The organism is Cellulomonas persica (genome assembly GCF_007989825.1).
Lineage (GTDB): Bacteria > Actinomycetota > Actinomycetes > Actinomycetales > Cellulomonadaceae > Cellulomonas > Cellulomonas persica.
Genome location: NZ_BJUA01000003.1, coordinates 221,351 through 245,483 on the forward strand (window position 1 = coordinate 221,351; position 24,133 = coordinate 245,483).

Consider the following 24,133-nt stretch of genomic DNA (forward strand, 5'->3'; position numbering starts at 1 on the left):
CGTCCTCGTCACGTCCCGACCAGCTCGCGCGTGACGCGCTCGTCGGCCGCGAGACGTGCGAGCCAGGCTCGCGCACGACCCTGTGCGTCCTCGCGCTGGTCGTCGGCCGCGGTCGGCGTGTCGGCCGGCGGCGCGGTGCGTGCGGGGGAGAGCAGCACGAGCGAGCCGTCCGCGGCGAGCGACCCGACGACCTGCGCGAGCCACGCGCCGACGTCGCTCGAGGCCGCGAGCAGGACGCGCTCGCGCGGCTCGCCCGCGGTCCACCACGTGGCGAGCCCGGCGTGCGTGACGGCCGCGGCGTCGGCCCGCTCGAGCGCGTCAGCCGTCGGGTCGGCGGGTGGGACCCAGCCGAGCCGGTCGCCGTAGGTCATGACGGCGGCCGCGGCGTCGATCGCGCCCGCGGGTACCCGGTCGACCGCGCGGCGCGCGAGCGCCGCGAGCGTCACGACGACGAGCGCGGGCCCGCGCCCCGCCGCGACCGGGGGCTGCGGCCGGCTCGTCACCAGCACGTCGAGGTCGCCCGGCGCGTGTCCGTCGGGACCCGGCAGGACGACGGTGGCGCCCGCGCGCCAGGCCGCCAGCGCCCACAGGACGGTGCGCCAGTGCGCGGGCAGCTCGAGCCCGACGCGCGTGCCCGGTCCGGCATCGAGCTCCTCGACGAGGAGGTTCGTGGTCTTGTTCACCCAGTTCTCGAGGACGGCGCCGGAGAGCTCGACGCGCTCGCCGTCGTCGCCGTACCACGTGAGCCGCGGACGCCCCGGGTCGGCCGTCAGGAGGCGCAGGATCGCGGGCACGTCGGTCGGTGCGGTGCTGGGCGCGGGAACGCGCTCGGAGGTCATGCGCGCCACCCTAGGCGTGTGATCGACACGCTTCGAGGCGGCGATCGCAAGAAGTTCACCCGACAAATCGGGACAACTACCATGGCTCCGGTTGACTGCTACGAACGACACGCGTGTAATTCAGATTGTCCGATGACAACGAGCGCGAGCACCACGGCGCGGCAGCCCTGACCGTCTCCCGGCGGTCGACGACGGGGCGTCGCTCAGGTCGAGCCTTGACCGAGAAACAGCATCAGCCGGAGGCACGCATGTGGAACCTGCTCGACGGTGACGGGGCCACCTCCGAGTTCCCAACTGACGCGCACCGCCCGGCGGCGCCCGTCTCCCAGACTCCCTCGAACGTCCTGTCGCTGTTCGGCACGCCCGACGACGACGGGCCCATGGGCTGGCAGGAGCGCGCGCTGTGCGCCCAGACCGACCCGGAGGCGTTCTTCCCCGAGAAGGGCGGCTCGACGCGCGAGGCCAAGAAGGTCTGCACGGGCTGCGACGTCCGAGCCGAGTGCCTCGAGTACGCACTCGCGAACGACGAGCGGTTCGGCATCTGGGGCGGGCTGTCCGAGCGCGAGCGTCGCAAGCTCAAGCGGCGCGTCGTCTGAGCGCGCGTCGGTCGCAGGGTCGCTACGACGAGGTGACGACCCGGTCGACCGACCCGTCCGTCCGGTCCGGACGGCGTGGCGAGTCGCTCCCCACGCGCACGGGCCGGGCGTGCATCATGGCCCGAGCATGAACGCGACCCGTCCGCCCGTGGACCACCCGACGAGCACCGCGGTCCCGTCGACGCCCACGACCGGGGCCATCCCGACGACGACGTCGGTGACCGCCGTCCTCGTGACCCGTGGGACCACCCCGTACCTCCGCACGACCCTCGCGGCTCTCGCGGGGCAGGCCCGGCGGCCCGCACGCGTCCTCGTCGTCGACGTCGCCGAGGCGCACGTGGGCGACCCGCTGCCGCTCGTCGTGGAGCGCGCGTTCGCGGTCGTCGGCGGTCCGGCGCCGCAGGTGCAGGTGCTGCAGGCCCCCGCGGCGCGCACGTTCGGCGACGCCGTGCGGGCCGCGCTCGCCTCCGACGACGGTCCGTCGACGACCTGGCTGTGGCTGCTGCACGACGACAGCGCACCCGAGCCGACGGCGCTCGCCGAGCTCTCGCGCGCCGTGGCCCGCGCGCCGTCCGTCGTGGTCGCGGGCGCCAAGCAGCACACCTGGACCGACCCGGTCCGGCTCATCGAGGTCGGTGTCCGCACCGCGCGCTCCGGGCGTCGCATGACCGACGTCGAGCCCGGCGAGCTCGACCAGGGCCAGCACGACGCGCGTGAGGACGTGCTCGGTGTGGGCCTCGCGGGCGCCCTGGTGCGGCGCGACGTGTGGGACGAGCTCGGCGGTCCCGACCCCGCGCTCGGCCCCTACGGCGACGGCCTGGACCTGTCGCGTCGCGCACGCCTCGCGGGGCACCGCGTCGTCGTCGTGCCCGCGGCCGTCGTCCGGCACGCGCAGGCCGGGTACCTGGGGCTGCGGTCGGTCGCGCCGTCCGGGGTCGACGACGACGGGGACGGCGAGGACGACAGCGCCGACCCGCGCCGCTCGTTCGCCGCGCGCCGGCGCGCGCTCACGCACCAGCGGCTGGTCACCGCGCCGCTGGTCCTCGTGCCGTTCGTGGTCGTGCTCGCGCTCGTGGGTGCGGTCGTGCGCTCCCTCGTCCAGGTCGCCGCCAAGCAGCCCGGTCTCGCGGTCGACGAGCTGCGCGGCCCGCTGGCCGCGCTCGCCCGTCCCGGCGCCGTGGCCGCGGCGCGGCGTCGCGCGCGGGCGACCAGGCGCCTGCGGCGTCGCGCGCTGCGTCCGCTGCAGGCGACGTGGCGCGACGTGTGGCGCCAGGCGCGCGACAGGCGGCTCGCGCGGCGCGAGGAGCGCCGCGTGGTGCAGGCGCCGTCCGAGCTCGAGCTGCGCGAGCTCGCGGCCCTCGCGACCAGGCGCCGGGCAGGGCTCGCCGCCGTGACGGTCGGCCTGGTGGCGGTGTCGACGGTCGCGTTCGGGCCGCTCGTGGCCGCGGTCGGCAGCGGCGCGCGGCTCGTCGGAGGTGCGCTGCTCCCGCTCGCCCAGAGCGTCGGGGACGTGTGGGACGCAGCGACCTCGAGCTGGGTGTCCGGCGGCGTCGGCGCGGCCGGACCCGCGGACCCGCTCCTCGGCGTGCTCGTCGTGCCGGCGACGCTCGCGGGCGGGCGGCCGGACGCGGGAGTCGCGCTCGTCGTGCTCGGCTCCGTGCTGCTCGCAGGTCTGGGCGCCTGGGTCGCGGCGGGTGCCGCGACCCGCTCCGTGACGCTGCGCGCGTGGGCGGCCGTCGTCTGGGCGGGTGCGCCCGCGCTGCTGCTCGGCGTGGCCGACGGGCGGCTCGGGCCCGTGCTCGCGCACGTCCTGCTCCCGTGGGTCGCGCTCGGTCTCGCGCGCGCCGTCGGCGTCCAGCGCGTCGACCTCGTGCTCTCGGGTGTCGCGACGGCCCGCCGCGGGAAGGATCGCGAGGGCACGGTGATCGTCCCGGGCGACGACGAGGACCTCGCGGACCTCGGTCGGTCCGCCCGCAGGACCTCCCGCACGACCCCGGCGACCTCGTCGACCGGCGTGACCGCGTCCGGCGCCGACCCCGACGCGTCCGCCGAGTCCTCGTCCGAGTCCTCGTCGGACTCACGCGACGAGGAGCGCACCGTCCCCGTCGGGCGCGACGAGCACGACGTGCGGGAGGACGGCGAGGGCCGTGACCCGGCGAGCGGGACGGAGGTCGACGAGCCCGGCCAGGCCGGGGCCCCCGCGCCGGAGCCGCAGGCGGCCGACTGGGTCGGCGCCGCTCGCCCGACGGGCTCGGTCACGGCCGCCGCGGCCGCGTCGCTCGCGCTCGCCGCAGCGGTCGCGAGCGCGCCGTCGCTGCTCGTGCCGTGCGTGCTCGCGGTGCTCGTCGCCGCGGTGTGCGCCCCGCGGCACCGCCGGCGGCTCGTCCTCGCGCTCGGTCCCACGCTCGTCGTGCTCGGCCCGCTGCTCGTCGAGGCCGTCTCGCGCGGTCGAGACGGCCTGCGGCTGCTCGTGGCCGACCCCGGGCTGACCGTCGCGACCGCACCCGAGGGCGCGGTCGAGCGGCTGCTCGGGCTGCCGTCGGCCGCGGCGGCGCTCGTGCCGGAGTCCGTCCCGGACGACCTCGCCCGGTTCTGGCCGCTCGCGCTCGGTGCGGTCGTCGTCGCGGTGGCCGCGCTCGCGCTGCTGCGCGGTGACGTCGCGCGCGGCGTGCGGCTCGGCTGGGTGGTCGCCGCGCTCGGCCTCGGCGCCGCGACGCTCGTCGCGCTCGTGCCGGTGGGCCTGGACGACGGCGTCGCGGCCTACGGCTGGACCGGTCCGGCGCTCTCGCTCGCGATGCTCGGGTTCCTGGCAGCCGCGCTGCTCGGCGCGGACGGCATGCTCACGCGCCTGTCGCGGCACTCGTTCGGCTGGCGCCAGCTCGTCGTGGGCGTCGTGACGGTCGCCGCCGTCGTCGTCCCCGTGGCCTGGCTCGGCGGCTGGAGCGTGCAGGTGCGCGACGGCACCGCGATGAGCGCGACCGCGCTGGACCGCACCGTGGTCCCCGCGGTCGGCCGCCAGGCGCAGGGCTCGGCGAACGCGTCGCGCATCCTGGCGCTCGCGCGCGACGCGAGCGACGGCGCGGTGACCTGGCAGCTGCTGCGCGCGGACGGCCCGCAGCTCGTCGACCTCGCGGCCACGGTCCGCACGCTCGACCTGACCGGGCGCCGTGACGCGCCGCGTGCCGCCGAGCCGGACGCCGCGACGCAGGAGATCGACGCGCTCGTCGCGCGGATCGCCACGGGCGCGAGCGGTGACGTGGCGGGCCCGCTCGCGGCGCTCGCGGTGAGCGACGTCCTCGTCCCGGTGCTGCCCGCCGGGCTGTCCGACGACGACGAGGCGGCAGCCGACCGGGCGCGGGACGCGCTCGTCGGCGAGCTCGACGCGACCGCGGGGCTCGAGCGGGTCACGCAGAACGCGTCGGGCATCCTGTGGCGCGTCCAGCCGGCCTTGCCCTCCGGCGGCGGCGAGCCGACACCGGTCGTGACCGCGTGGGCGCGCCTGGTCGCCGGAGGGGACGCCACGAGCCCGGACACCCTGGACCCGGGCACGGCGGCCGTGGCGGTCGAGGCCCGAGGCCGCTCGATCGACACGCGGATCGCGGCGGGGGACACCCCGCGGCTGCTCGTGCTCGCCGAGCGCGCCGACCCGCACTGGCGCGCGACGCTCGGCGGCAGGTCGCTGCGCGCGGTGTCGAACGGCTGGCGGCAGACGTTCGAGGTCCCGGCCGCGAGCGGCCGTCTCGTCGTGGAGCACGAGGCGCCGCAGCGCACCACGTGGCTCGCGGCGCAGGCGCTCGTGCTGGGCCTGACGGTGCTGCTCGCGATGCCGGTGCGACGACGGAGGGCGGGCCGATGAGCGCGGCGACGAGCGTGGTCCGGCTGGTCTCGGGGGCGGCGGTCGCGGCCCTCGTGGTCGCCGCCGTCGGGTGGGGGCTGCAGCAGCCGTCGCCCGCGACGGGCGAGACGGTGTCCGAGGGATCGGTCGTCGACGTGCCGCCCTCGCCGACGCGCCTCGTGTGCGCGGGCCCGCTCGTCCTGCCCGAGGAGCGCGAGTCCGACGCGGCGTTCGACCCGGTGCCCGTGGACCCGCTCACGTCGCTCGTGGCTGTCGCCACGTCCAGCGGCGGCGGCGCGCTGGTGGACCTGCCCGGCGCGGAGACGCTCGCGAACCTCACCGAGGGCGTGGACGCCAGCGTGGTCCGCGAGGCCCCGGGCCCAGTCGTGGTCGAGGCGCAGCCGACCGACCTGCCCGCGGCGCTCGCCGCCGCGAGCTCCGCGCTGGTGACCGCGGGTGACCTGCGCGGCCTGGCAGCCGCCTCGTGCCAGGCGCCGACGACCGACGCGTGGCTCGTCGGCGGTTCGACCGAGCTCGGCGCCACCGCCCTGCTGGTGCTGCAGAACGCCGGCTCGACGCCCGCGGTCGTGCACCTCGACGTCTACGGGGCGACGGGCGAGGTCGACCTCGACACCGAGCAGTACCTGGTCGCGCCCGGCGCCGAGCGGGTCGTCGTGCTCGGCGGGCTCGCCCCCGAGGAACGCCGCGTCGCGGTGCACGTCGCGGCCACGGGCGGCCGCGTCACGGCGTTCGTCCAGGACTCGACGCTCGACGGCTTCACGCCGACCGGCACCGACCTCGTCGTCGCGGGCGCCGAGCCCGCGCGCCGTCAGGTGATCCCCGGGGTGTCCGTGCTCGCCACCGACGTCGACGACAGCGACGCGGGCGTGCTGCGGCTGCTCGTCACCGGTCGCAGCCCCGCGACGGCGCGCGTGCGCCTCCTGGGGCCGGACGGCGTCGAGGACCTGCCGGGCGCCGAGTCGCTCGCCCTCGAGCCCGGGGTCGTGACGGACGTCCCGCTCGGCGGGCTGCCGGAGGGGGCCTACACGCTCGTCGTCGACGCCGACCACGCGGTCGTCGCGGCCGCGATGCTGGCCCGGCCGGGGGAGCCCACCGCGCAGGACCCGAGCGTGCCGACGCGTGAGCGGGCCTGGGTCGCCTCGGTGGCACCGACGCCCGACGACGTGTCGCACGAGTCGGTGCTCGCGCTGCCCGACCGCGCGCGGGGCACGCTCGTGCTGGGTGCGGTCGCGCGCTCGGCCGAGCTCGACCGCGAGGGCGTCGCCGCGGCCGACGTGCGCCTGCTGGGCTCGGACGGCGAGGTCGTCGTCGAGGAGCGTGTCGAGCTGCCCGTGGGGCGCTCGGTCGCGCTCACGCTCGCGGACCTCGCACCCGAGGGCACGCGGCTGACGGGTGTGCAGGTCGTGCCGGACGAGAGCCGGGCGTGGCTCGCGGCCGGGCTCGTCGCGCAGGTCGCGCGCGGCGACGGCGTCCTGCTCTCGGTCCTGGTCCCGGTGCCGGGCGAGGTCGGGACGACCGCGACGACCGTGCGCGAGGACCCGCGGCTCGGGACGCGCTGAACGGTCGGGGGTCAGCGGCCGTCGTCGCGGTACGTCGGGTCGACGTCCTCGGGAGAGCGGCCGAGCATGTGGGCGACCTGCTCGACGACGACGTCGCGCACGAGGTCGGCGAGGTCCAGCGTGTCGTGCGCGCGCGCCTCGACGGGGCGCCGGTAGACGACGATCCGCGCGGGGAGCCCCGAGTCCGCGGGGAAGTAGCGGCCCAGCGGGACTCCGCCGTGCTCCCACGGTGCGGGGTTCGAGGGCGGCACGTCCTCGACCGCGAACTCGGTGCCTTCCAGCTGACGCGCCCACCGCCGCTCGAGGTGCTCGACCGCGTCGAGCACGAGGTCGTCGAACCGCTGCGCACGGGTGCGGTACGCGGGCATCGTCGCGGGCATGAGCGGACCGCGCGGCCCGCGGCCCCGGCGGTCACGGCGGCGTACGGGCCGGACCGGCCCCGGCGCGTCGCGCTCGGCGGGGTCGTGTGCTCGTCGATCGGGCAGGCGTGCGCTCACCGTGTGCACGATATCCGCCTGACGACTCGCGTCCACGCCCGGTGCGTGCCCGCGCCGCCCGTGGTCGAGGCGCCCGGTGGAGCTGCACGGCCGGGCGATCCGGGGCTGCGCGGCACCGTGCACGGCGTGGACGGCAGAAGGTGCGGCCGACTGGGGGTAGGTTCGCCCCGTGAGATCCGTACGGCAGTGCTCGCGCACCGCGTGCGGCCGCCCGGCGGTCGCGACGCTGACCTACGTCTACGCCGACTCGACGGCCGTGCTCGGTCCGCTGGCCCAGCACGCCGAGCCGCACTCGTACGACCTGTGCGTCCCGCACGCCGAGCGCCTGACCGCCCCGCGGGGGTGGGAGGTCGTCCGGCTGCTGCCCGAGTTCGAGCCGCTCGCGCCGAGCCGTGACGACCTGCTGGCCCTCGCCGACGCTGTCCGCGAGGCGGGCCGGACGCCCGAGCCCGTCGCGGCGACCCGGCCGACCGCGGTGGTCCCCGAACCGGCCGCGCTGGCCGACGCGCCGCGTCGCGGGCACCTGCGGGTGCTGCGGGGCACCGGGCCCGACTCCGCACCCGAGGGAACGGTCTAGCGCGTGGCACGCCGCAAGGGGGATGCGGCCCGCGCTCGTGCCGCCGCTCAACGGGAGTCCCTGGGCTCGATCAGCCAGGCCCAGGGACCGCTTCCGCCCGGCACCGAGGCGTGCCTGGGCTGCGGCGAGCGCCGGCTGACCCGCATCCGCATGGCCCTGCCCGACGGCCGGCAGGCGACGTTCGTGTCGTGCCCCTCGTGCGAGGTCACCAACTGGTTCGCGCTCGAGGGCGACGGCACGCCGCTCTCCCGCGCCGAGGTCACCGGCCTGGGCTGACCGGCTCCGCGACGGACGTGCTGTCGCCGTGCCGGGGCGCCGCGCGCACGAGCGGGGCGTGCGGGCCCGATACGATGCCGCGGTGAGTGCCGAACGAGTCGACCTGTCCGCGTTCATCAAGGCCTACGACGTGCGAGGGGTCGTCCCGGACGAGCTCGACGCGCACGTGACCCGCGCGATCGGCGCCGCCTTCGCCGACGTCGTCGTGATCCCCGAGACGCCCGCGGGCAGCCGCCCGACCGTGGTGATCGGCAACGACATGCGCCCGTCCGGCCCCGAGCTCGTCGCGGGCTTCGCCGACGGCCTGACGGCGCGCGGCGTGGACGTCGTGACGATCGGCCTGGCCTCGACCGACGGCCTGTACTTCGCGTCGGGCCGCCTCGACGTGCCCGGCGCGATGTTCACCGCGAGCCACAACCCCGCGCAGTACAACGGCATCAAGCTGTGCCGCGCAGGTGCCCGCCCGGTCGGCCAGGACTCCGGTCTCGCGGCGGTGCGCGACCTCGCGGGCGACTACCTCGGCGGCGAGGTGCCGCAGGTCGCCGACGACGAGCGCGGCTCGGTCACGTCGCGCGACATGCTGACCGAGTACGCGCAGTTCCTGCGCTCGCTCGTCGACCTGTCCGGCATCCGTCCGCTCAAGGTCGTCGTCGACGCGGGCAACGGCATGGGCGGCTTCACCGCGCCGGCGGTGCTCGGCACGGCCGCGGGTCTGCCGGAGCTGCCGCTCGAGGTCGTCCCGCTGTACTTCGAGCTCGACGGCACGTTCCCGAACCACGAGGCGAACCCGCTCGAGCCGGCGAACCTCGTCGACCTGCAGCACGCGGTCGTCGAGCACGGGGCGGACATCGGCCTGGCGTTCGACGGCGACGCCGACCGCTGCTTCGTCGTCGACGAGAAGGGCGACCCGGTCTCGCCGTCGGCGATCACCGCGCTCGTCGGGCTGCGGGAGGTCGCGCGCGAGCAGGCCGCGGGGCGTACGCCGACCGTGATCCACAACCTCATCTCGTCGCGTGTCGTGCCGGACCTGCTGCAGGCCGCGGGTGCCACGACCGTCCGCACGCGCGTCGGCCACTCGTTCATCAAGGCGCAGATGGCCGAGCACGAGGCGGTGTTCGGCGGCGAGCACAGTGCGCACTACTACTTCCGCGACTTCTTCTTCGCGGACACCGGCATGCTCGCGGCGCTGCACGTGCTGGCCGCCCTCGGCAGCCAGCCGCACCCGCTGTCGGCGCTCTCGGACGCGTACCAGCCGTACGTCGCGTCGGGCGAGATCAACTCGCGCGTGACGTCCGTGCCCGAGGCGCGGGGCCGCGTCGTCGAGGCGTACGTCACGCAGCAGGGCGCGGGCCCGGTCGAGGTCGACGAGCTCGACGGCCTGACGGTCTCGCACTGGGACGGCCACCCGCAGTGGTGGTTCAACCTGCGCGCCTCGAACACCGAGCCGCTGCTGCGGCTCAACGTCGAGGCGGCCGACGAGGACATCATGATCAAGGTGCGCGACGACGTGCTGTCCCTGGTCCGGCAGGGCGAGCCCGCGTACGCGCAGGAGCCCGACCAGGGCTCCGACGAGACGTCCGACGAGACGGGAGCCACGGCATGAGCGAGGACCTGACGGCCGTCCCGGGTGGGCTCGAGTCCTGGGCGCGCGAGCTGCTGCGCTGCCCCGTGACCGGTGCGACGCTCGTCGACGGGACCGACGACGAGGGCAACCCGGTGCTCGTCTCGACCGATCCGGAGCGTCCGTTGCGCTACCCCGTGCGGGACGGCATCCCGGTGCTCCTGGAGTCGGCGGCGACGCCTGCCTGAGCGCCGCTAGGGTGTCCCGGGACCTGACGGAGAGGGGAACGGGCGCATGGCGCACTCGGGCGGCAACAAGGCGATCGTCGCGGCACTCGCGGCGAACCTGGGCATCGCGATCACGAAGTTCATCGCGTACCTCCTGACGCACTCGAGCTCGATGCTCGCCGAGGGCGTGCACTCGCTGGCGGACTCCGGCAACCAGATCCTGCTGCTGGTCGGCGGGAAGCGTGCCCGGCGCGCGGCCGACGAGGAGCACCCGTTCGGGTACGGGCGTGAGCGCTACCTCTACGCGTTCATCGTCTCGATCGTGCTGTTCTCGCTCGGTGGCCTGTTCGCGCTGTACGAGGCGTGGCACAAGTGGGCCGACCCGCACCCGATCGAGTCGTGGCACTGGGTGCCCGTCGTGGTGCTCCTGGTCGCGATCACGCTCGAGTCGTTCTCGTTCCGCACCGCGATCCACGAGTCGAACCAGGTGCGCGGCACGCAGTCCTGGGTGTCGTTCATCCGGACGGCGAAGGCGCCCGAGCTGCCCGTCGTCCTGCTCGAGGACTTCGGCGCGCTGATCGGCCTCGTGCTCGCGCTGTTCGGCGTGAGCATGACGCTCGTGACCGACGACGGCCGCTGGGACGCGGTCGGTACCGCGGGCATCGGCGTGCTGCTCGTGGTGATCGCCGTCGTGCTCGCCATGGAGACGCGTTCGCTCCTGCTCGGCGAGTCGGCGACCAAGGAGTCCGTCGCACGCATCCGGGGCGCGCTCGTGGGGGAGGGCGTCACGTCCGTCATCCACTTGCGCACGCTGCACCTCGGACCGGAGGAGATCCTCGTCGCGGCGAAGATCGAGGTGCCTGCCGCGACGTCCGCGGGCGACGTCGCCCACGCGATCGACCGCGCGGAGACCCGCGTGCGCGCGGCCGAGCCGAGCGCGACCGTGATCTACCTCGAGCCCGACCTGCGGCGCGAGTAGCTCCCGCTCTCGCCGCGGGTCGCCGGGCGCGGCTGTGCTCCCGGCGGTGGGTGTCAGGACGGCGGGTCGGGCACCTCGTGCGGCAGCCGGTGCAGCAGCGCGGCCTCCTGGTCGCGCCGTGCGCTCGCGCGGTGCTCGGCGACGAGCTCACGGTCGCGGCGCTCGGCGAGCACGGCAGCCAGGAAGGCCTCCGGGTGCGTACCGGGCGCGGGCAGCGGCCGCACGTAGCGCTGCACCTCGTGCGTCAGGCGCGTGCCGAGCTCGACGCGCGACGCGGGGTGCAGGCGCGGCGCCCGGCCCAGGAACTGCCGGACCGACAGGGCGAGCCCGTCGGGCAGGCGCGCGATGTCGGCGGTGCGCGCCCACGCCGCCAGGTGCGGCGGCATGACGAGGACCTCGCGCGGGCGCGCACCGCCCCGCACGCGGACCGCGTACGTGCCGGCGAGGATGTCGCCCACGCGCTTGCCCTGCGGGTGGACGATCGAGCAGATCAGCGCGATCGAGCCGAACGTGAGCCAGAGCTCCACCACACCGACGAGCGCGCGCACGAACGCCTGGCGGAACACGATCGGGCCGCCGTCGTCGCGCACGATGCGGATGCCCACCGCGAGCTTGCCCAGCGTGCGTCCGCGCGTGAGCGTGTCGACGGTCGTCGGCAGCACGATCAGGACCGCGGCGATCGCGAGCGTGCCACCCACGTTCGCCACGGCCTCCGAGACCGCCGAGCGCATGACGCTCGCCAGGACCACGCCGATGACGATCAGGACGACCGCGAGCACCACGAGGTCGATCAGCGCGCCCAGGAGACGTGAGACGGCCGACGCCGGCCGGGCGTCGAGCTCGACGCCCTCGCCGATGACGATGGTGTCCACGCGGTCCTCCTCGTCGTGCGTCCGGTGCACCTCGCGGCGAGGTGACCATCGCGAGGTGCACCCTAGCCGGTCGCAGGGATGGCAGGCTGAGCGCATGGACCTCGACGCCTACCAGGCGGTGCACGCGGCGTCGTGGCAGCGGCTCGACGAGCTGACCCGCGCGCGACGACGTACGGGCGCCGAGGCGGACGAGCTCGTGCGCCTCTACCAGGCGGCCGCGACGGACCTGTCGACGATCCGGTCGGCCGCACCCGACCCCGAGACGGTCACGCGCCTGTCGCAGCTCGTGGCCCGGGCGCGCGCGGCGATCGCCGGGACGCACGAGCCGTCGTGGCGCGACGTCGTGCGGTTCGTCGTCTCGACCGTCCCCGCGGTCTTCTACCGCCTGCGGTGGTGGACCGTGGGCGTGATGGTCGCGTTCCTCGCGGTCGCGGTCGTCGCCGGCGTGTGGGTCGCGACGAACCCCGACGCGTTGGACGCGCTCATGCCGCCGGCCGCGCAGCGCGAGTACGTCGACAACGCGTTCGCGTCCTACTACGACCCCGGCATCGGGTTCGCGGCGACCGTGTGGACGCACAACGCGCTGCTCACGGCGCTCTGCATCGGGACCGGCATCACGGGCGTCGGCCCCGTGTACTTCATGTGGGCCAACGCCGTCTCGGTCGGGAACATCGGCGGGATGATGGCGGCGCACGACGCCCTCGACGTGTTCCTCACCCTCATCGCGCCCCACGGCATGCTCGAGCTGACCGCCGTGTTCGTCGCGGGCGCCGCCGGGCTGAAGGTGTTCTGGGCGTGGCTCGCGCCCGGTCCGCGCACGCGCGGGCGTGCGCTCGCCGAGGAGGCGCGTGCGCTGTTCACCGCGGCGATCGGGCTCGTCGGGGTGCTCGCGCTGTCGGGCCTGGTCGAGGGCTTCGTCACCGGGTCCGACCTGCTGTGGTGGGTCAAGATCCTCATCGGCGCGGCCGCGCTCGCGGCCTTCTGGGTGTACACGCTGGTGCTCGGCCGTCGCGCGGTGCGCGCGGGGGAGACGGGCGACCTCGAGGCCGACCGCGCCGGCTACTCGCTGGCCGTCGCGGGCTGACGCACCCGGCCGACCCGAGCGGATGCGAGCCGACCCGGCCCCGTCCGGCCCTCCGGACCGGCACTCGGGTCCGGCCGCGGCTGAGACCCGCTGCTACAGCCGGCCCGCCGCCTTGAGCGCGAGATAGGTGTCCGCGAGGCGCGGCGCGAGCTCGTCGGGCAGACCCTCGACGACCTCGACGCGGCGCTGGCGCAGGCGGACCGCGACCGCGGCGCGTTCGAGCGCCCCGCGCTCGGCGGCGGCCGCGTCGAACACCTCCGTCGCATCCGCCCGTCCGCGCGCCAGCGCGGCGACCTCCGGGTCGGTCACCGACGCGACGACGACCTGGTGACGCTCGGCGAGCCCTGGGACGGCGTCGAGCATGCCGTGCTCGACGACCGCCGGCTCGAGCGCCGTGACGAGCACGACGAGCGCGCGCTGCGACATCCGCGCGCGCACCTGCGCGACCACGCCCGGCCAGTCCGTCTCGACGAGCTCGGGGCGCACGACGGCCAGCTGGTCGGCGAGCTCGGGCATGAGGCGCGGGCCCGACGCACCGGCGACGCGCGCCCGCACGCGCCGGTCGTACGCGAGCAGCTCGACGCGGTCACCCGCGTGCTGCGCGAGCGCGGCGAGCAGGAGCGCGGCCTCGATGCCGGCGTCGAGCCGCGGCTCGTCCAGCACGCGCACTGCCGACGTGCGGCCCGTGTCGAGCACGATCATCACGCGTCGGTCCCGCTCAGGCCGCCACGTCCGGACGACGACGTCCGCGCGGCGCGCCGAGGCGCGCCAGTCGATCGACCGCACGTCGTCACCGATCACGTACTCGCGCAGCGAGTCGAACTCGGTCCCGGCGCCCCGGACCTGCACGGCGGCGCGCCCGTCGAGCTCGCGCAGGCGGGCCAGCCGGGACGGCAGGTGCCGGCGCGAGCGGAACGGCGGCAGGACCCGCAGGCGTGCGGGCACGGTGACGGACGCCTGGCGTCCCGCGAGCCCGAGGGGGCCGAACGCGCGGATCGTCACGCGGTCCGCGTGCACGTCCCCGCGTCGCACGGGGCGCAACGCGGTCCGCACCCGACGCGCGTCGCCGGGTGCGATGTCGACGTCGTGGCGATCGGGGTGCGTGCGCGGCGTGCCGTCCGCGCCGGGCGTCACGCCGGCGGCCGCGAGGACCCCCGCAGACGGCGGCCAGGCGTCGCGCACGCGCGCCCGCAGCCGCCGCCGGCCCACGTTCGTGAGCGTGACCGTGCACGACGCGGGCTCGTCGACGCGCACCGAGGTCGGCACGTCACGCGCGACGGCGACCTGCCGCGGCGAGGCCGCCAGCATCGCGTCGACCGTGCACGCCACGGCGACGAACGCGGCCCACACGATCACGGTCCCGGTGAGCGGGACGAGCAGGACCACGGGGATCCCGAGCGCGGCGAGCAGCACGGCCCGCCAGGTCAGCGCCACTGCCGGCCCGTCAGCGGGGCACCGGGACCGACGCCAGGACGGTGTCCAGCACGGTCTCGGCGGTCACGCCCTCGAGCTCGGCCTCGGCGCGCAGCTGCACGCGGTGCCGCAGCGTCGGGTGCGCGAGCGCCTTGACGTCGTCGGGCGTCACGTAGCCGCGGCCGGACAGCCACGCCCACGCGCGCGCGGTGGCCAGCAGCGCGGTCGCGCCACGCGGCGAGACCCCGAGCGACAGCGACGGCGACTGGCGCGTCGCGCGGCACACGTCGACCGCGTACCCCAGCACCTCGCGCGCCACCTGCACCTGCTGCACCTCGGCGCGGGCGCGCTCGAGCACCGTCCGGTCGGCCACGGGTCGCACGCCCGCCGCCGCCAGGTCACGCGGGTCGAAGCCCGCGGCGTGCCGCGCGAGCACCTCGACCTCGTCCTCGCGCTCCGGGAGCGGCAGCGTGAGCTTGAGCAGGAAGCGGTCGAGCTGTGCCTCGGGCAGCGGGTACGTGCCCTCGTACTCGACGGGGTTCTGCGTGGCGATGACGAGGAACGGGTCGGGCAGACGGCGTGGCACGCCGTCGACGGAGACCTGACGCTCCTCCATGGCCTCGAGCAGCGACGCCTGGGTCTTGGGGGGCGTGCGGTTGATCTCGTCAGCGAGCATCAGGTTCGTGAACACGGGGCCCTCGCGGAAGGAGAACTCCGCGGTGCGCGCGTCGTACACGAGCGAGCCGGTGACGTCGCCCGGCATGAGGTCGGGCGTGAACTGCACGCGCTTGGTGTCGAGGTCCAGGCTCGCGGCGAGCGTCCGCACGAGCAGCGTCTTGGCGACGCCGGGGACGCCCTCGAGCAGCACGTGGCCGCGGCACAGCAGCGCGATGACGAGCCCGGAGACGGCCGCGTCCTGCCCGACGACCGCCTTGGCGACCTCGGCCCGCACCCCGGCGAGCGCCTGCCGGAGCGCGACGCTGGGGGCCGGCGCGTCGGGGGTGGGCGCGTCCGGGGTCTGCACGCTCGGGGTCTGCGCCGCCGGCGCCGGAGCAGGGCCCGGCGTCGGCGTGCCGAAGGGCGACGGCGTCGTCGGGACCACGGTCGGCACGATCGGGGGCGTGACCGGCAGCCCGGTCGTCGGCGCGGGCGCAGGGACCTGCGGCGTGGGCACGGGCGCCGGTGGGGGTCCCGCCGGGTTCGGGGGCACGGTGGCGTCGTCGGTCACGATCGGTGAACCTCGCTCTCCAGGTCATCCAGGTACGCGGCCAGGCGAGCCAGGCCGGGGTCGTCGTGGGGTGGTGGTCCGTACAGCAGGTCGGCGACCTGGCGGGGGTCGCGTCCGACGGCGTGGGCGATCGCGTCGACGAGCTCGGCCGCGCCCGCCGAGCGTGGCAGCCCCAGCCGGGTGGCGCAGCGGGAGGCCGCCGCGGCGCGCAGGGCGGCGGCGGCGTGGCCGTGCGCCCGACCGCGCCGGTACAGGCGCCCACGCCCGCGCGTGGTCTCGCCCGAGCGCACGACGACGGGCAGCCGCTCGACGACGAGCGGTCCGAACCGGCGCCCGCGCCAGACGGCGGCCACGAGCGCGACGAGGCCGAGCATGAGCATCAGCGGGCCCGTCCAGGGCGGCATCGTCGAGGTGGGTGCGTCGTCGTCGGAGGTCGACCCGTTCCACGGGTCCTGCCAGGAGGGGATGTACCAGACGAGGTCCTCGCCGCGGCCGAGCACCCGCAGCGCGAGGGCTGCGTTGCCCGCCGTGGCGAGCGAGCGGTTCGTGAGCAGCTCGGCTCCCGCGAGCACGGCGACGCGTCGGCCGTCGACCTCGGTCACGGCGTAGGCGCCCGTGCCCGCAGGGTCGCCCGACGCGGGGAAGCACAGCGTCACGCCGGAAGAGGCCGCTCCCGCGGACAGCGTGCCGGACGTGACGATCGTGCCCGCCGCCAGCGCATCCGGGTCGTCGCACGAGGGGGACCGCTCGTCGTCGCCCGCATCCGAGTAGCCGGCCTCGACGCCCGCGACGACCGAGGCCGCCCAGGGCGCGTCGACGAGCACGAGGTCGGCGTCCATGTCGCGCAGCGCCTCGACCTGGTCGTCCAGGAGCATGGTGTCGCCGAGCACCGCGACGGTCAGCCCGGGCCGGTCGGCGTCGAGCACGTCGGCGAACCGCTGCGTGTACTCGACCCGGACACCGTGGTCGCCCAGGATCTGCGCGAGCGCGCGCGACCCGACGGGTGCGGGGTTGTCGGGAGCCAGGGGCGTCGAGGACGTCCGGGGCTCGGGCAGCGCCGCGAGCAGGCCGATCACGACGAGGACCGCGCCGATCGCGAGCGGGAACCGGGCCCGCCGCCAGCGTCGTGACGCGCGCGAGCGCGCGGTCGTGCCGTCGCCGACGACGCCCGTGGGCGGTGCGGGTGCGGGCGTGGTCGTCGTCATCGCGGCACCGTCTCGACGGGGCCGCGAGGCCCGCTCGTCGTGCCCGGCGTGAGGGGGCGCGCCGAGCCGATCGCCGCGGCCCAGGCCCGCAGGTGCGCGTCGTCGGCCTCCGAGGCGTGCCGGCCGCCGTACGCGACGTCGTCGAACAGCGCGCCCGCGTCACCGAGCGCGCCCGCGACGTCGGGCAGGCGCGCCCCGGCGTCGACGGTCGTCTCGTGCGCGGTGCGCCCGGGGCGTTCGTCCAGCACCGCGCGCTCCTCGAGGTCGCGCACGACCGAGCGGAACCGCTCGAGCACGGCGGTCTCCCAGTCGCCCGCGCGTGCCGCGGCGTCGGCGGCCTCGCGCAGCTGCGCGGCGGTGCGCTCGTCGTCGTGGGCCAGGACGGTGCGCGCGGCCGACGCCCGCCCGCTGCGGACCGGACCGGCGACCCACCAGGCGATGAGCAGCGCCACGACGATCGCACCGCCGACGACGAGGGCGACCATCGGGCCGTCGAGGTGCACGCTGTCCTGGACGTCCTCGAACTGCCGCATGAACCACTCGAGCACGCGCTGCAGGATCGAGCGCTGGTCGCGGTACTCAGGCTGGGCGAGCTCCTCGAGCGCCCAGCGCCGGGCGGTCTCGGCGTCGGGCGTGAGCGGCGGCTCGCCGCGCAGCGTCGTCCGCACGGCGTCGTGGACCGTGCGGACCGCGAGCGCCGAACAGGTCACGCGGCCTGCTCCGCGGCGCGCTGGAGCTCGATGTCGAGGCCCTCACGCCGCATGCGCGTGTCGATGTAGAGCAGCGCGACGACCGAGGACATGAACACGGTCGTCAGCGTGAGCGCGAGGATCTCGCCCACCGAGGTCACCGCGATCGCGCCGAAGCTCAGCAGGTCGGTCGACGGGAAGACGAACATGAGCACGAGCGTCACGGGGTACAGGATGATCTGCGCGACGATCTGGACGAGCACGCTGGTCAGCAGGTAGATGCCGAACAGCCGCCAGAAGCTGCCGCGGGTCAGGCGCCACGCGCGCGCGACCGTGGGCCAGAACTTGCGCTCCTCGAGCATCAGCGCCGCGGGCACGAGCAGCGTGCGGACGGTGATCCACACGCCGCCGACGATCGCGACGAGCACGGCGAGGACGACGAAGAGCGCGAACAGGCCCCAGCTCTCGGAGCGGGCGAGCAGCACGGCGACGCCGACGAGCGCACCCGTCGCGAGCGTGGTGGCGATCCCGAGCAGGAGCGTGAAGCCGACGACGTGCCACACCCGGCCCGAACGCAGCACCTCGGAGATCGAGACCTTGCGGCCGATCACCGAGCGGCTCACCGAGACGATGAGCAGACCCGTGAGCACGGTGGACGCGAGCGCGGACACGGGCAGCGTGACGAGCTGGGCGATGCTCGAGCCGAGGACCGACGTGGTGTCGCCGTCCAGCCCGGTGTCGAGCGAGCGCGAGTCCGCCCAGTCGGTGAACTCCCCGGCGACGAGCCCGCCGACGTACCACGTCAGGACGGCCTTGAGGAGCACCGCGACCGCGATGACGAGCAGTGACAGGCCGAACATGACGGTCGGGTTCGCGCGCACCGCGCGGAACGCGCCGTCGAGGATCTCACCCAGGTTGAGCGGGCGCAGCGGGATGATCCCCGGCCGCGCGACGGGCGGCTGCCAGGCGCCGGGACCGTAGCCGGGCGCACCCGGGCCGTAGCCCGGCGCACCTGGTCCGTAGCCGGGCGTACCCGGTCCGTAGCCCGGCGGGACCTGGCCGTACGGCGGGGGCTGCCCGTGGTCCTGCGGTGGGCCGTAGCCCTGGCCGTAGCCCGGCGCCTGACCGTACGGCGCGGGCTGACCGTACGGAGGCTGCGGCTGCTGGCCGTACGTCGGCTGGGTCGCGCTCTGGCCCGGGTACGGCGCGGGCGGCGGGACCGTGCCCCACGAGCTCGGAGCGGCGGGCGGCTGTGCTGCAGAAGGCTGCGCGGCAGGAGGCTGCGCGGTGGCGGGCTGGTCGGCGGGGGGCAGAGGCTGGTCGGGCTGCGCGGGGCGGGCGGGCTGTCCGGCCCCACCGGGCGCAGCCCACGTCGGCGTCTGGTCGGCGTCCTGCGGGCCCGTCATCGTGGCGTGGCTCCCTCGCGTCCGTGCCGGGCACCCGCCCGGTCGTCCCTGCGCGCGCGGCAGGGCCGAGCGCGCCCTCATCGTGCCACGCCGCAGGTCGCGGACGGACAGTTCCACCCGGTCGCGCGCGCGTGATCGCCCGGAGTGCACGGCTGACGGTGCGACAATGCCGCCATGAAGGGACGAGTGCTGGTGGTCGACGACGACATCGCGCTGGCCGAGATGATCGGCATCGTGCTGCGGTCGGAGGGTTTCGACCCGGTCTTCTGCGAGGACGGCGACGAGGCGCTGGGCGTGTTCCGGCAGACCCAGCCGGACCTCGTCCTGCTGGACCTCATGCTGCCCGGCAAGGACGGCAACGAGGTGTGCCGCCTGATCCGTGCCGAGTCCGGCGTGCCGATCGTCATGCTCACCGCCAAGAGCGACACGGTCGACGTCGTCCTCGGCCTGGAGTCGGGTGCCGACGACTACATCTCGAAGCCGTTCAAGCCCAAGGAGCTCGTCGCCCGCGTGCGCGCACGGCTGCGCCGGACCGACGAGCCCGCGCCCGAGCACCTCACGATCGGCGACGTCACGATCGACGTGCCGGGTCACCGGGTCGAGCGCGCGGGCCGGCCCGTGTCGCTCACCCCGCTCGAGTTCGACCTGCTCGTCGCCCTCGCCCGCAAGCCGTGGCAGGTCTTCACGCGTGAGGTGCTGCTCGAGAAGGTGTGGGGCTACCGCCACGCCGCGGACACGCGCCTCGTCAACGTCCACGTGCAGCGCCTGCGCAGCAAGATCGAGAACGACCCCGAGCAGCCCGAGATCGTCGTGACCGTGCGTGGCGTCGGCTACAAGGCGGGCGTGACGCCCACGTGACGCTCGTCGTACCTGCCGGGGGGTGCCCGACGTGCCGCGGCTGAAGGGGACCGGCCGCCTGGTGCGGGCGCGGGTGGGGCGGCGGCTGCGTCGCTGGGCCCACGCGTGGCGCTCGTCGCTGCAGGTCCGCGTCATCACGACGACGCTCGCGATGGGCCTCGTCGCCCTCGGAGCGATCGGCCTGTACGTCGGCGACCGGATGAAGGAGGGGCTCTTCACCGGGCGCGTCGAGCAACTGCTCGCGGAGAGCGCGCGCGGCACGAGCCAGGCGCAGAAGACGTTCGACTCCTCCAACGCGCAGACGGCGTCCGACGTGCAGCGCCTCCTGCAGGACGTGGCCACCGTGCAGGGCTCGGGCGGTGCGGGTGAGCGCGAGGTCTTCCTCCTGCGCGCACCGGGGGAGTCGTCGGCCGACTCCGTGGGCAACGCGGCGTCCGCGCGCGTCCTGATCCCGCTCGTCAGCCCCGAGCTGCAGCACGCGACCGCGGAGGGCGGCCAGCGCTGGCAGTCGGTGGCCTGGGAGGTCGACGGGCGCGTCGAGCCGGCCGTGATGGTCGGCCAGGACGTGAACGTGCCGTTCGCGGGGACCTACCAGCTGTTCTTCCTCTACAGCCTGCAGGCCGAGCAGGACCGGCTCGACTTCCTGCTGCGCACGCTCGCGGCCGCCGCGGCCGCGCTCGTCGTCCTCCTCGGGGGGATGACGTGGCTCGTGACGCGTCAGGCGGTGCGACCGGTGCGGCGCGCCGCCGAGGTCGCCGAGCGCCTCGCCGACGGGCACCTCGCCGAGCGCATGCCCGTGCGCGGCGAGGACGAGATGGCCACGCTCGCGAGCTCGTTCAACGAGATGGCCGCGAGCCTGCAGGACCAGATCCGACGCATGGAGGAGCTCTCCGCGCTGCAGCGGCGGTTCGTCTCCGACGTGTCGCACGAGCTGCGCACGCCGCTGACGACGATCCGGATGGCCGGCGAGGTCATCCACGCGTCGCGCGACGACTTCGACCCCGCCGTCAAGCGCTCGGCCGAGCTCCTGGCCACGCAGCTCGACCGGTTCGAGGACCTGCTCGCCGACCTGCTCGAGATCAGCCGGTTCGACGCGGGTGCGGCCGTGCTGGACGCCGACTCGCGCGACGTGCGCGACGTCGTGCTCGCGGCCGTCGAGCACACGTTCCCGCTCGCCGGGCGCCGCGGATCGTGGCTGAGCGTGGACCTCGCGCAGACCGAGTGCGTGGCCGACATCGACCCGCGCCGCGTCGAGCGCATCCTGCGCAACCTGCTCGTGAACGCCGTCGAGCACGCCGAGGGCAGCACCGTCGAGGTCAAGGTCGGGGCCGACCGGTACGCGGTCGCGGTCACCGTGCGCGACCACGGCGTCGGCATGACCGCGGAGGAGGCCCTGCACGTGTTCGACCGCTTCTGGCGCGCCGACCCCGCGCGGGCGCGCACGACCGGCGGCACCGGGCTGGGCCTGGCGATCTCGCTCGAGGACGCGCACCTGCACGGCGGGTGGCTCGAGGCGTGGGGCAGGCCCGGCCGCGGCGCGAGCTTCCGGCTCACGCTCCCGCGCCGCGCGGGCATCCGGCTCACGGACTCGCCGCTCGAGCTCGTCCCTGACGAGCCGCCCACGACGGGCGCGGTGCAGGTCGTCACGCGGTCGCGCACCGATCCCGCGGCGCTGCCCGACCTCGTCGACGAGCAGCCGGCCGACACCCACCAGCGGCAGGAGGTCCGATGAGCACGCCGCGCACCACGCGTCACCCGGGCCCCTCGCGCCGCCGCGCGCGCGTGCTCGCCGTCGGGACGCTCGTCGTGCTCGCGCTCGGTGCCTGCACGTCGATCCCGACGGCCGGCCCGGTGCGCGAGGGCGACGGCACGGTCGTCGAGAACGGCGACGTCGACCTGCTCGCCGAGGGCCCCCGCCCGGGCGCGACGCCCCAGCAGATCGTCGAGGGCTTCCAGCTCGCCGGCGCCGCGGGCTTCGACAGCGAGTTCGCGACCGCGCGGGAGTTCCTCACGGGCGCGGCCAAGCGCTCGTGGGAGCCGCTCACGGAGGTGCTCGTCGCCGACGCACCCGTGGTCGTCGACACGCAGTCCCGCGCCGTGACCGCGACCGTGCCGCTCGCGGCACGCGTGGACTCGGTCGGGCGGTACACCGAGGCGCCCGGGGGTGCGGAGACCACGGTCACGTACGAGCTCGTGCGCGACAGCACGGGCGAGTGGCGCATCTCGTCCGCGCAGGACGGTCTGGTGCTGACCGAGGCCGCGTTCGACAAGCAGTTCCGCTCGTCGCCGCTGTACTTCCTGTCCGCTGACGGCTCGTTCCTCGTCCCCGACACCCGCTGGTTCCCGGCGCACAACCTGCAGACCTGGGTCGCGCGCGCGTTGCTCGCCGGACCGTCGCCGTGGCTGCGGGACGCTGTGACGACCGCGATCCCCGAGGGCGTCGAGCTCCAGGCGGGGACGGTCGTGATCGACGGCTCGGGCTCGGCGCTCGTCCCCCTCGACCCCGCCAAGACGCTGCTCGAGGCCGACACCGCGAGCGTCGTCGCGCAGTTCGAGGCCTCGCTCGTGCATGTCGCGGGCGTCCGGCAGGTCAAGGTCACCGCCGGTGCGGTGCCGCTCGTCGAGAAGCGGGAGGTCACGCGCGGCGGGCTGCCCGACGGCCCGGTCGAGATGATCCAGGACGACCGGCTCGTCGCGCTCGGTGAGGACGGCCTCGTCGCCGTCGACGGCGTCGCGGCCCTGCCCGCGGGCGCCCGCGCCCCGGCCCGTGACGAGGAGGGCGACGTCCGCGTGATGCTCGACGCGGGCGGCGCGCTCGTCACCGTGCCCCGCGAGGACGACCCCTCGCACGTGCTCGTGTCCGGCACCGGGCTCGTCGCCCCGTCGGTCGACCGGCTCGGCTGGGCGTGGACGGCGCGCGGCGGCGAGGGCGTGATCGCGGTCAAGGACGGGGGAGACCCCGTGGTCGTCGCGGCCGACTGGCTCGAGGGCCGCACGGTCGTCGCGCTGCGCATGGCGCGCGACGCGACACGGCTCGCGGTGGTGTCACGCGGCGCCGACGGCGTGTGGGTCAACGTGTTCCCCGTCGTCCGCGACGGAGAGGGCACGCCGCAGAAGCTCGGTGAGCCCGTGCGCGTCGGGGCCGTGCTGGAGGACGCGACCGAGGTCGTCTGGCTCGAGGAGTCGGTGCTCGGCGTCGTCGGGCGCAGCAAGGACGAGGCCACGCTCGTCCACCGGGTGCCCGTCTTCGGGCCGACGACCTCCGAGGCCGAGGTGCCGGACATCGCGGCGCTCGCGGGCGGCCGTGTGGTCTACCTCGCGACGACCGACGGCGTGCTGCACAAGCTCGTCGGCACGACGTGGGCGACGGTCGCCGACGTCGAGGGCGTGCGGGACCCGAGCTACCCGGGCTGACCGTCGCCGTCGTCGTCGGTCCGCGGTGAGCCCAGGTCGACGAACCGTCCGGTCGGCTCGGACACGTACCAGGAGGGCTCGCTCTCCTCGTCGTCCACCGCCGCTGCTTCCGGTGCCGCTTCCGGTGCCGGCGGCTCCGGCACACCTCGCGCAGGCGCAGGTGGGTGCGGCGCGGTGCGGCGCGTGACCCGGACCGGCTGGGTGTCCTCGGGCGCGTAGCGCTCGTCGTCGTGCCACCCGGCCGTCGGGTCGGGCTCGTCGTCGTCCGTCACGACGACCGGGACGCGCCCGCGTGCGGTCGTCGGAAGGAGGGCCGGCGGAGCTGGAGAAGAGGGAGCGAGAGACGACGGAGCGAGAGAAGGGGAAGCGAGGGAGGGCGGCGCGAGCGCGGGGCTGGCGGGCCGCTGCCGGGGGCCACGCGCCGGTGCCGGTCCCGCGTCGTCCTCGCCGTCCGACGGCGGCGTCTCGACCGGTGTGAAGATCAGCGCGCACAGGTCGCGGTACGTCGCGTCCGGGTGGGCGACCCAGTTGATCTGGCGCAGGGCCTGGTCCTGACCGGCGGACTCGAGCAGGAACTGCCCGTAGCCGAGCAGCTGCCCCAGCACGGAGCGCGAGTACCGCATGTCCGTGACCTTCATGAGCGGCATCATGCCGATCTGGTGGGTCACCAGGCCCGTGAGCAGCAGCATCCGCTTGTCGGTGGCGACGAACCACTCGACGCGCCACACCAGCAGGCACCAGCCGAACCGGGCGAGCGCCGCGAACCACAGCCACCACACGACGAGCGCTCCGTCGCCGAACGCGGGCTGCAGGGCGAACGACAGCCACCCGCACAGGCAGAGCACCACGAACGTCGTCACGGCCGGCTCGACGAGCTTGGCCCAGTGCCACCGGGCCGCGAGCACCACGCGCTCCCCGGGCAGGACGTAGCGGCGCAGCAGCCGGTGCGACATGACGATCGTCGTCGCGTCGTCCGCCGTCACGGCACCTCCCGTCC

At 75.7% G+C, this 24,133-nt stretch carries 21 protein-coding genes; 12 read left to right on the forward strand and 9 right to left on the reverse strand.

Features of this window, described 5'->3' with window-relative positions; all coding sequences use genetic code 11:
- Positions 1–8 precede the first annotated feature (8 nt).
- Entirely contained in the window at positions 9–839 is an 831-nt protein-coding gene (locus CPE01_RS04480; protein WP_146805432.1) for a TIGR03089 family protein, read from the reverse strand.
- A gap of 248 nt (positions 840–1,087) precedes the next feature.
- Between CPE01_RS04480 and CPE01_RS16880 the strand changes: the two genes are divergently transcribed.
- From CPE01_RS16880 to CPE01_RS04495, 3 genes are all read left to right on the forward strand, one after another.
- Positions 1,088–1,435 carry a WhiB family transcriptional regulator gene (locus tag CPE01_RS16880; RefSeq protein ID WP_146805433.1) on the forward strand — a complete coding sequence of 116 codons (348 nt, stop codon included), beginning with the start codon at positions 1,088–1,090 and terminating at the stop codon, positions 1,433–1,435.
- A gap of 127 nt (positions 1,436–1,562) precedes the next feature.
- Positions 1,563–5,291: a glycosyltransferase gene (locus tag CPE01_RS04490; protein ID WP_146805434.1), complete on the forward strand. Its 3,729-nt coding sequence runs from the start codon at positions 1,563–1,565 to the stop codon at positions 5,289–5,291.
- Complete coding sequence (locus tag CPE01_RS04495) at positions 5,288–6,850, forward strand: DUF5719 family protein (protein WP_146805435.1); 1,563 nt, start codon at positions 5,288–5,290, stop codon at positions 6,848–6,850. The genes CPE01_RS04490 and CPE01_RS04495 overlap by 4 nt, the downstream gene beginning before the upstream one ends.
- An 11-nt stretch (positions 6,851–6,861) precedes the next feature.
- Here CPE01_RS04495 and CPE01_RS04500 read toward each other — a convergent pair whose 3' ends face one another.
- Positions 6,862–7,347: a metallopeptidase family protein gene (locus tag CPE01_RS04500; RefSeq protein ID WP_246783739.1), complete on the reverse strand. Its 486-nt coding sequence runs from the start codon at positions 7,345–7,347 to the stop codon at positions 6,862–6,864.
- Positions 7,348–7,516: 169 nt separating this feature from the next.
- Here CPE01_RS04500 and CPE01_RS04505 point away from each other — a divergent pair, with 169 nt between their 5' ends.
- The 5 genes from CPE01_RS04505 (at position 7,517) to CPE01_RS04525 (ending at position 10,967) form a co-directional block, all read left to right on the forward strand.
- Complete coding sequence (locus CPE01_RS04505) at positions 7,517–7,924, forward strand: DUF3499 domain-containing protein (RefSeq protein ID WP_146805437.1); 408 nt, start codon at positions 7,517–7,519, stop codon at positions 7,922–7,924.
- A gap of 3 nt (positions 7,925–7,927) precedes the next feature.
- A complete protein-coding gene (locus CPE01_RS04510) occupies positions 7,928–8,200 on the forward strand; it encodes a hypothetical protein (RefSeq protein ID WP_146805438.1) in 273 nt (90 codons plus the stop codon).
- Between the two features lie 82 nt (positions 8,201–8,282).
- The gene (locus CPE01_RS04515) at positions 8,283–9,803 is read left to right on the forward strand and encodes a phosphomannomutase/phosphoglucomutase (protein ID WP_146805439.1); all 1,521 of its coding nucleotides are present in this window, start codon (positions 8,283–8,285) and stop codon (positions 9,801–9,803) included.
- Positions 9,800–10,009: a Trm112 family protein gene (locus tag CPE01_RS04520; RefSeq protein ID WP_146805440.1), complete on the forward strand. Its 210-nt coding sequence runs from the start codon at positions 9,800–9,802 to the stop codon at positions 10,007–10,009. The genes CPE01_RS04515 and CPE01_RS04520 overlap by 4 nt, the downstream gene beginning before the upstream one ends.
- Before the next feature lie 46 nt (positions 10,010–10,055).
- The gene (locus CPE01_RS04525; protein WP_146805441.1) at positions 10,056–10,967 is read left to right on the forward strand and encodes a cation diffusion facilitator family transporter; all 912 of its coding nucleotides are present in this window, start codon (positions 10,056–10,058) and stop codon (positions 10,965–10,967) included.
- 53 nt (positions 10,968–11,020) lie between these two features.
- On the opposite strand, the gene CPE01_RS04530 is transcribed toward CPE01_RS04525, so the two are convergent.
- Positions 11,021–11,839, reverse strand: coding sequence for an RDD family protein (locus CPE01_RS04530; RefSeq protein WP_146805442.1), 819 nt, complete (start codon positions 11,837–11,839; stop codon positions 11,021–11,023).
- 94 nt (positions 11,840–11,933) lie between these two features.
- Here CPE01_RS04530 and CPE01_RS04535 point away from each other — a divergent pair, with 94 nt between their 5' ends.
- Positions 11,934–12,923, forward strand: a complete 990-nt coding sequence (locus CPE01_RS04535) for a stage II sporulation protein M (RefSeq protein ID WP_146805443.1) — start codon at positions 11,934–11,936, stop codon at positions 12,921–12,923.
- A gap of 93 nt (positions 12,924–13,016) precedes the next feature.
- Here CPE01_RS04535 and CPE01_RS04540 read toward each other — a convergent pair whose 3' ends face one another.
- The 5 genes from CPE01_RS04540 to CPE01_RS04560 form a co-directional block, all read right to left on the reverse strand.
- Positions 13,017–14,357, reverse strand: a complete 1,341-nt coding sequence (locus CPE01_RS04540; protein ID WP_146805444.1) for a DUF58 domain-containing protein — start codon at positions 14,355–14,357, stop codon at positions 13,017–13,019.
- 10 nt (positions 14,358–14,367) lie between these two features.
- Positions 14,368–15,438 (reverse strand): AAA family ATPase, encoded by a 1,071-nt coding sequence (locus CPE01_RS04545; RefSeq protein ID WP_371861982.1) that lies wholly within the window; start codon positions 15,436–15,438, stop codon positions 14,368–14,370.
- Positions 15,439–15,560: 122 nt separating this feature from the next.
- Positions 15,561–16,769 carry a DUF4350 domain-containing protein gene (locus CPE01_RS04550; RefSeq protein ID WP_146805445.1) on the reverse strand — a complete coding sequence of 403 codons (1,209 nt, stop codon included), beginning with the start codon at positions 16,767–16,769 and terminating at the stop codon, positions 15,561–15,563.
- Positions 16,766–17,479, reverse strand: a complete 714-nt coding sequence (locus tag CPE01_RS04555; RefSeq protein WP_246783740.1) for a DUF4129 domain-containing protein — start codon at positions 17,477–17,479, stop codon at positions 16,766–16,768. Before CPE01_RS04555 ends, CPE01_RS04550 begins: the two co-directional genes overlap by 4 nt.
- Positions 17,476–18,864, reverse strand: coding sequence for a hypothetical protein (locus CPE01_RS04560; protein WP_146805446.1), 1,389 nt, complete (start codon positions 18,862–18,864; stop codon positions 17,476–17,478). The genes CPE01_RS04555 and CPE01_RS04560 overlap by 4 nt, the downstream gene beginning before the upstream one ends.
- A gap of 174 nt (positions 18,865–19,038) precedes the next feature.
- Between CPE01_RS04560 and mtrA the strand changes: the two genes are divergently transcribed.
- Genes mtrA through CPE01_RS04575 form a run of 3 tightly spaced genes read left to right on the forward strand, consistent with a single transcriptional unit; the run spans position 19,039 to position 23,136 of the window.
- Complete coding sequence (gene mtrA / locus CPE01_RS04565; RefSeq protein ID WP_146805447.1) at positions 19,039–19,722, forward strand: MtrAB system response regulator MtrA; 684 nt, start codon at positions 19,039–19,041, stop codon at positions 19,720–19,722.
- A gap of 31 nt (positions 19,723–19,753) precedes the next feature.
- Positions 19,754–21,454 (forward strand): MtrAB system histidine kinase MtrB, encoded by a 1,701-nt coding sequence (gene mtrB / locus CPE01_RS04570; RefSeq protein ID WP_146805448.1) that lies wholly within the window; start codon positions 19,754–19,756, stop codon positions 21,452–21,454.
- Complete coding sequence (locus CPE01_RS04575; protein WP_146805449.1) at positions 21,451–23,136, forward strand: LpqB family beta-propeller domain-containing protein; 1,686 nt, start codon at positions 21,451–21,453, stop codon at positions 23,134–23,136. The genes mtrB and CPE01_RS04575 overlap by 4 nt, the downstream gene beginning before the upstream one ends.
- Here CPE01_RS04575 and CPE01_RS04580 read toward each other — a convergent pair.
- Positions 23,124–24,119 (reverse strand): PH domain-containing protein, encoded by a 996-nt coding sequence (locus tag CPE01_RS04580; protein ID WP_146805450.1) that lies wholly within the window; start codon positions 24,117–24,119, stop codon positions 23,124–23,126. The genes CPE01_RS04575 and CPE01_RS04580 overlap by 13 nt on opposite strands.
- Positions 24,120–24,133: the final 14 nt, after the last annotated feature.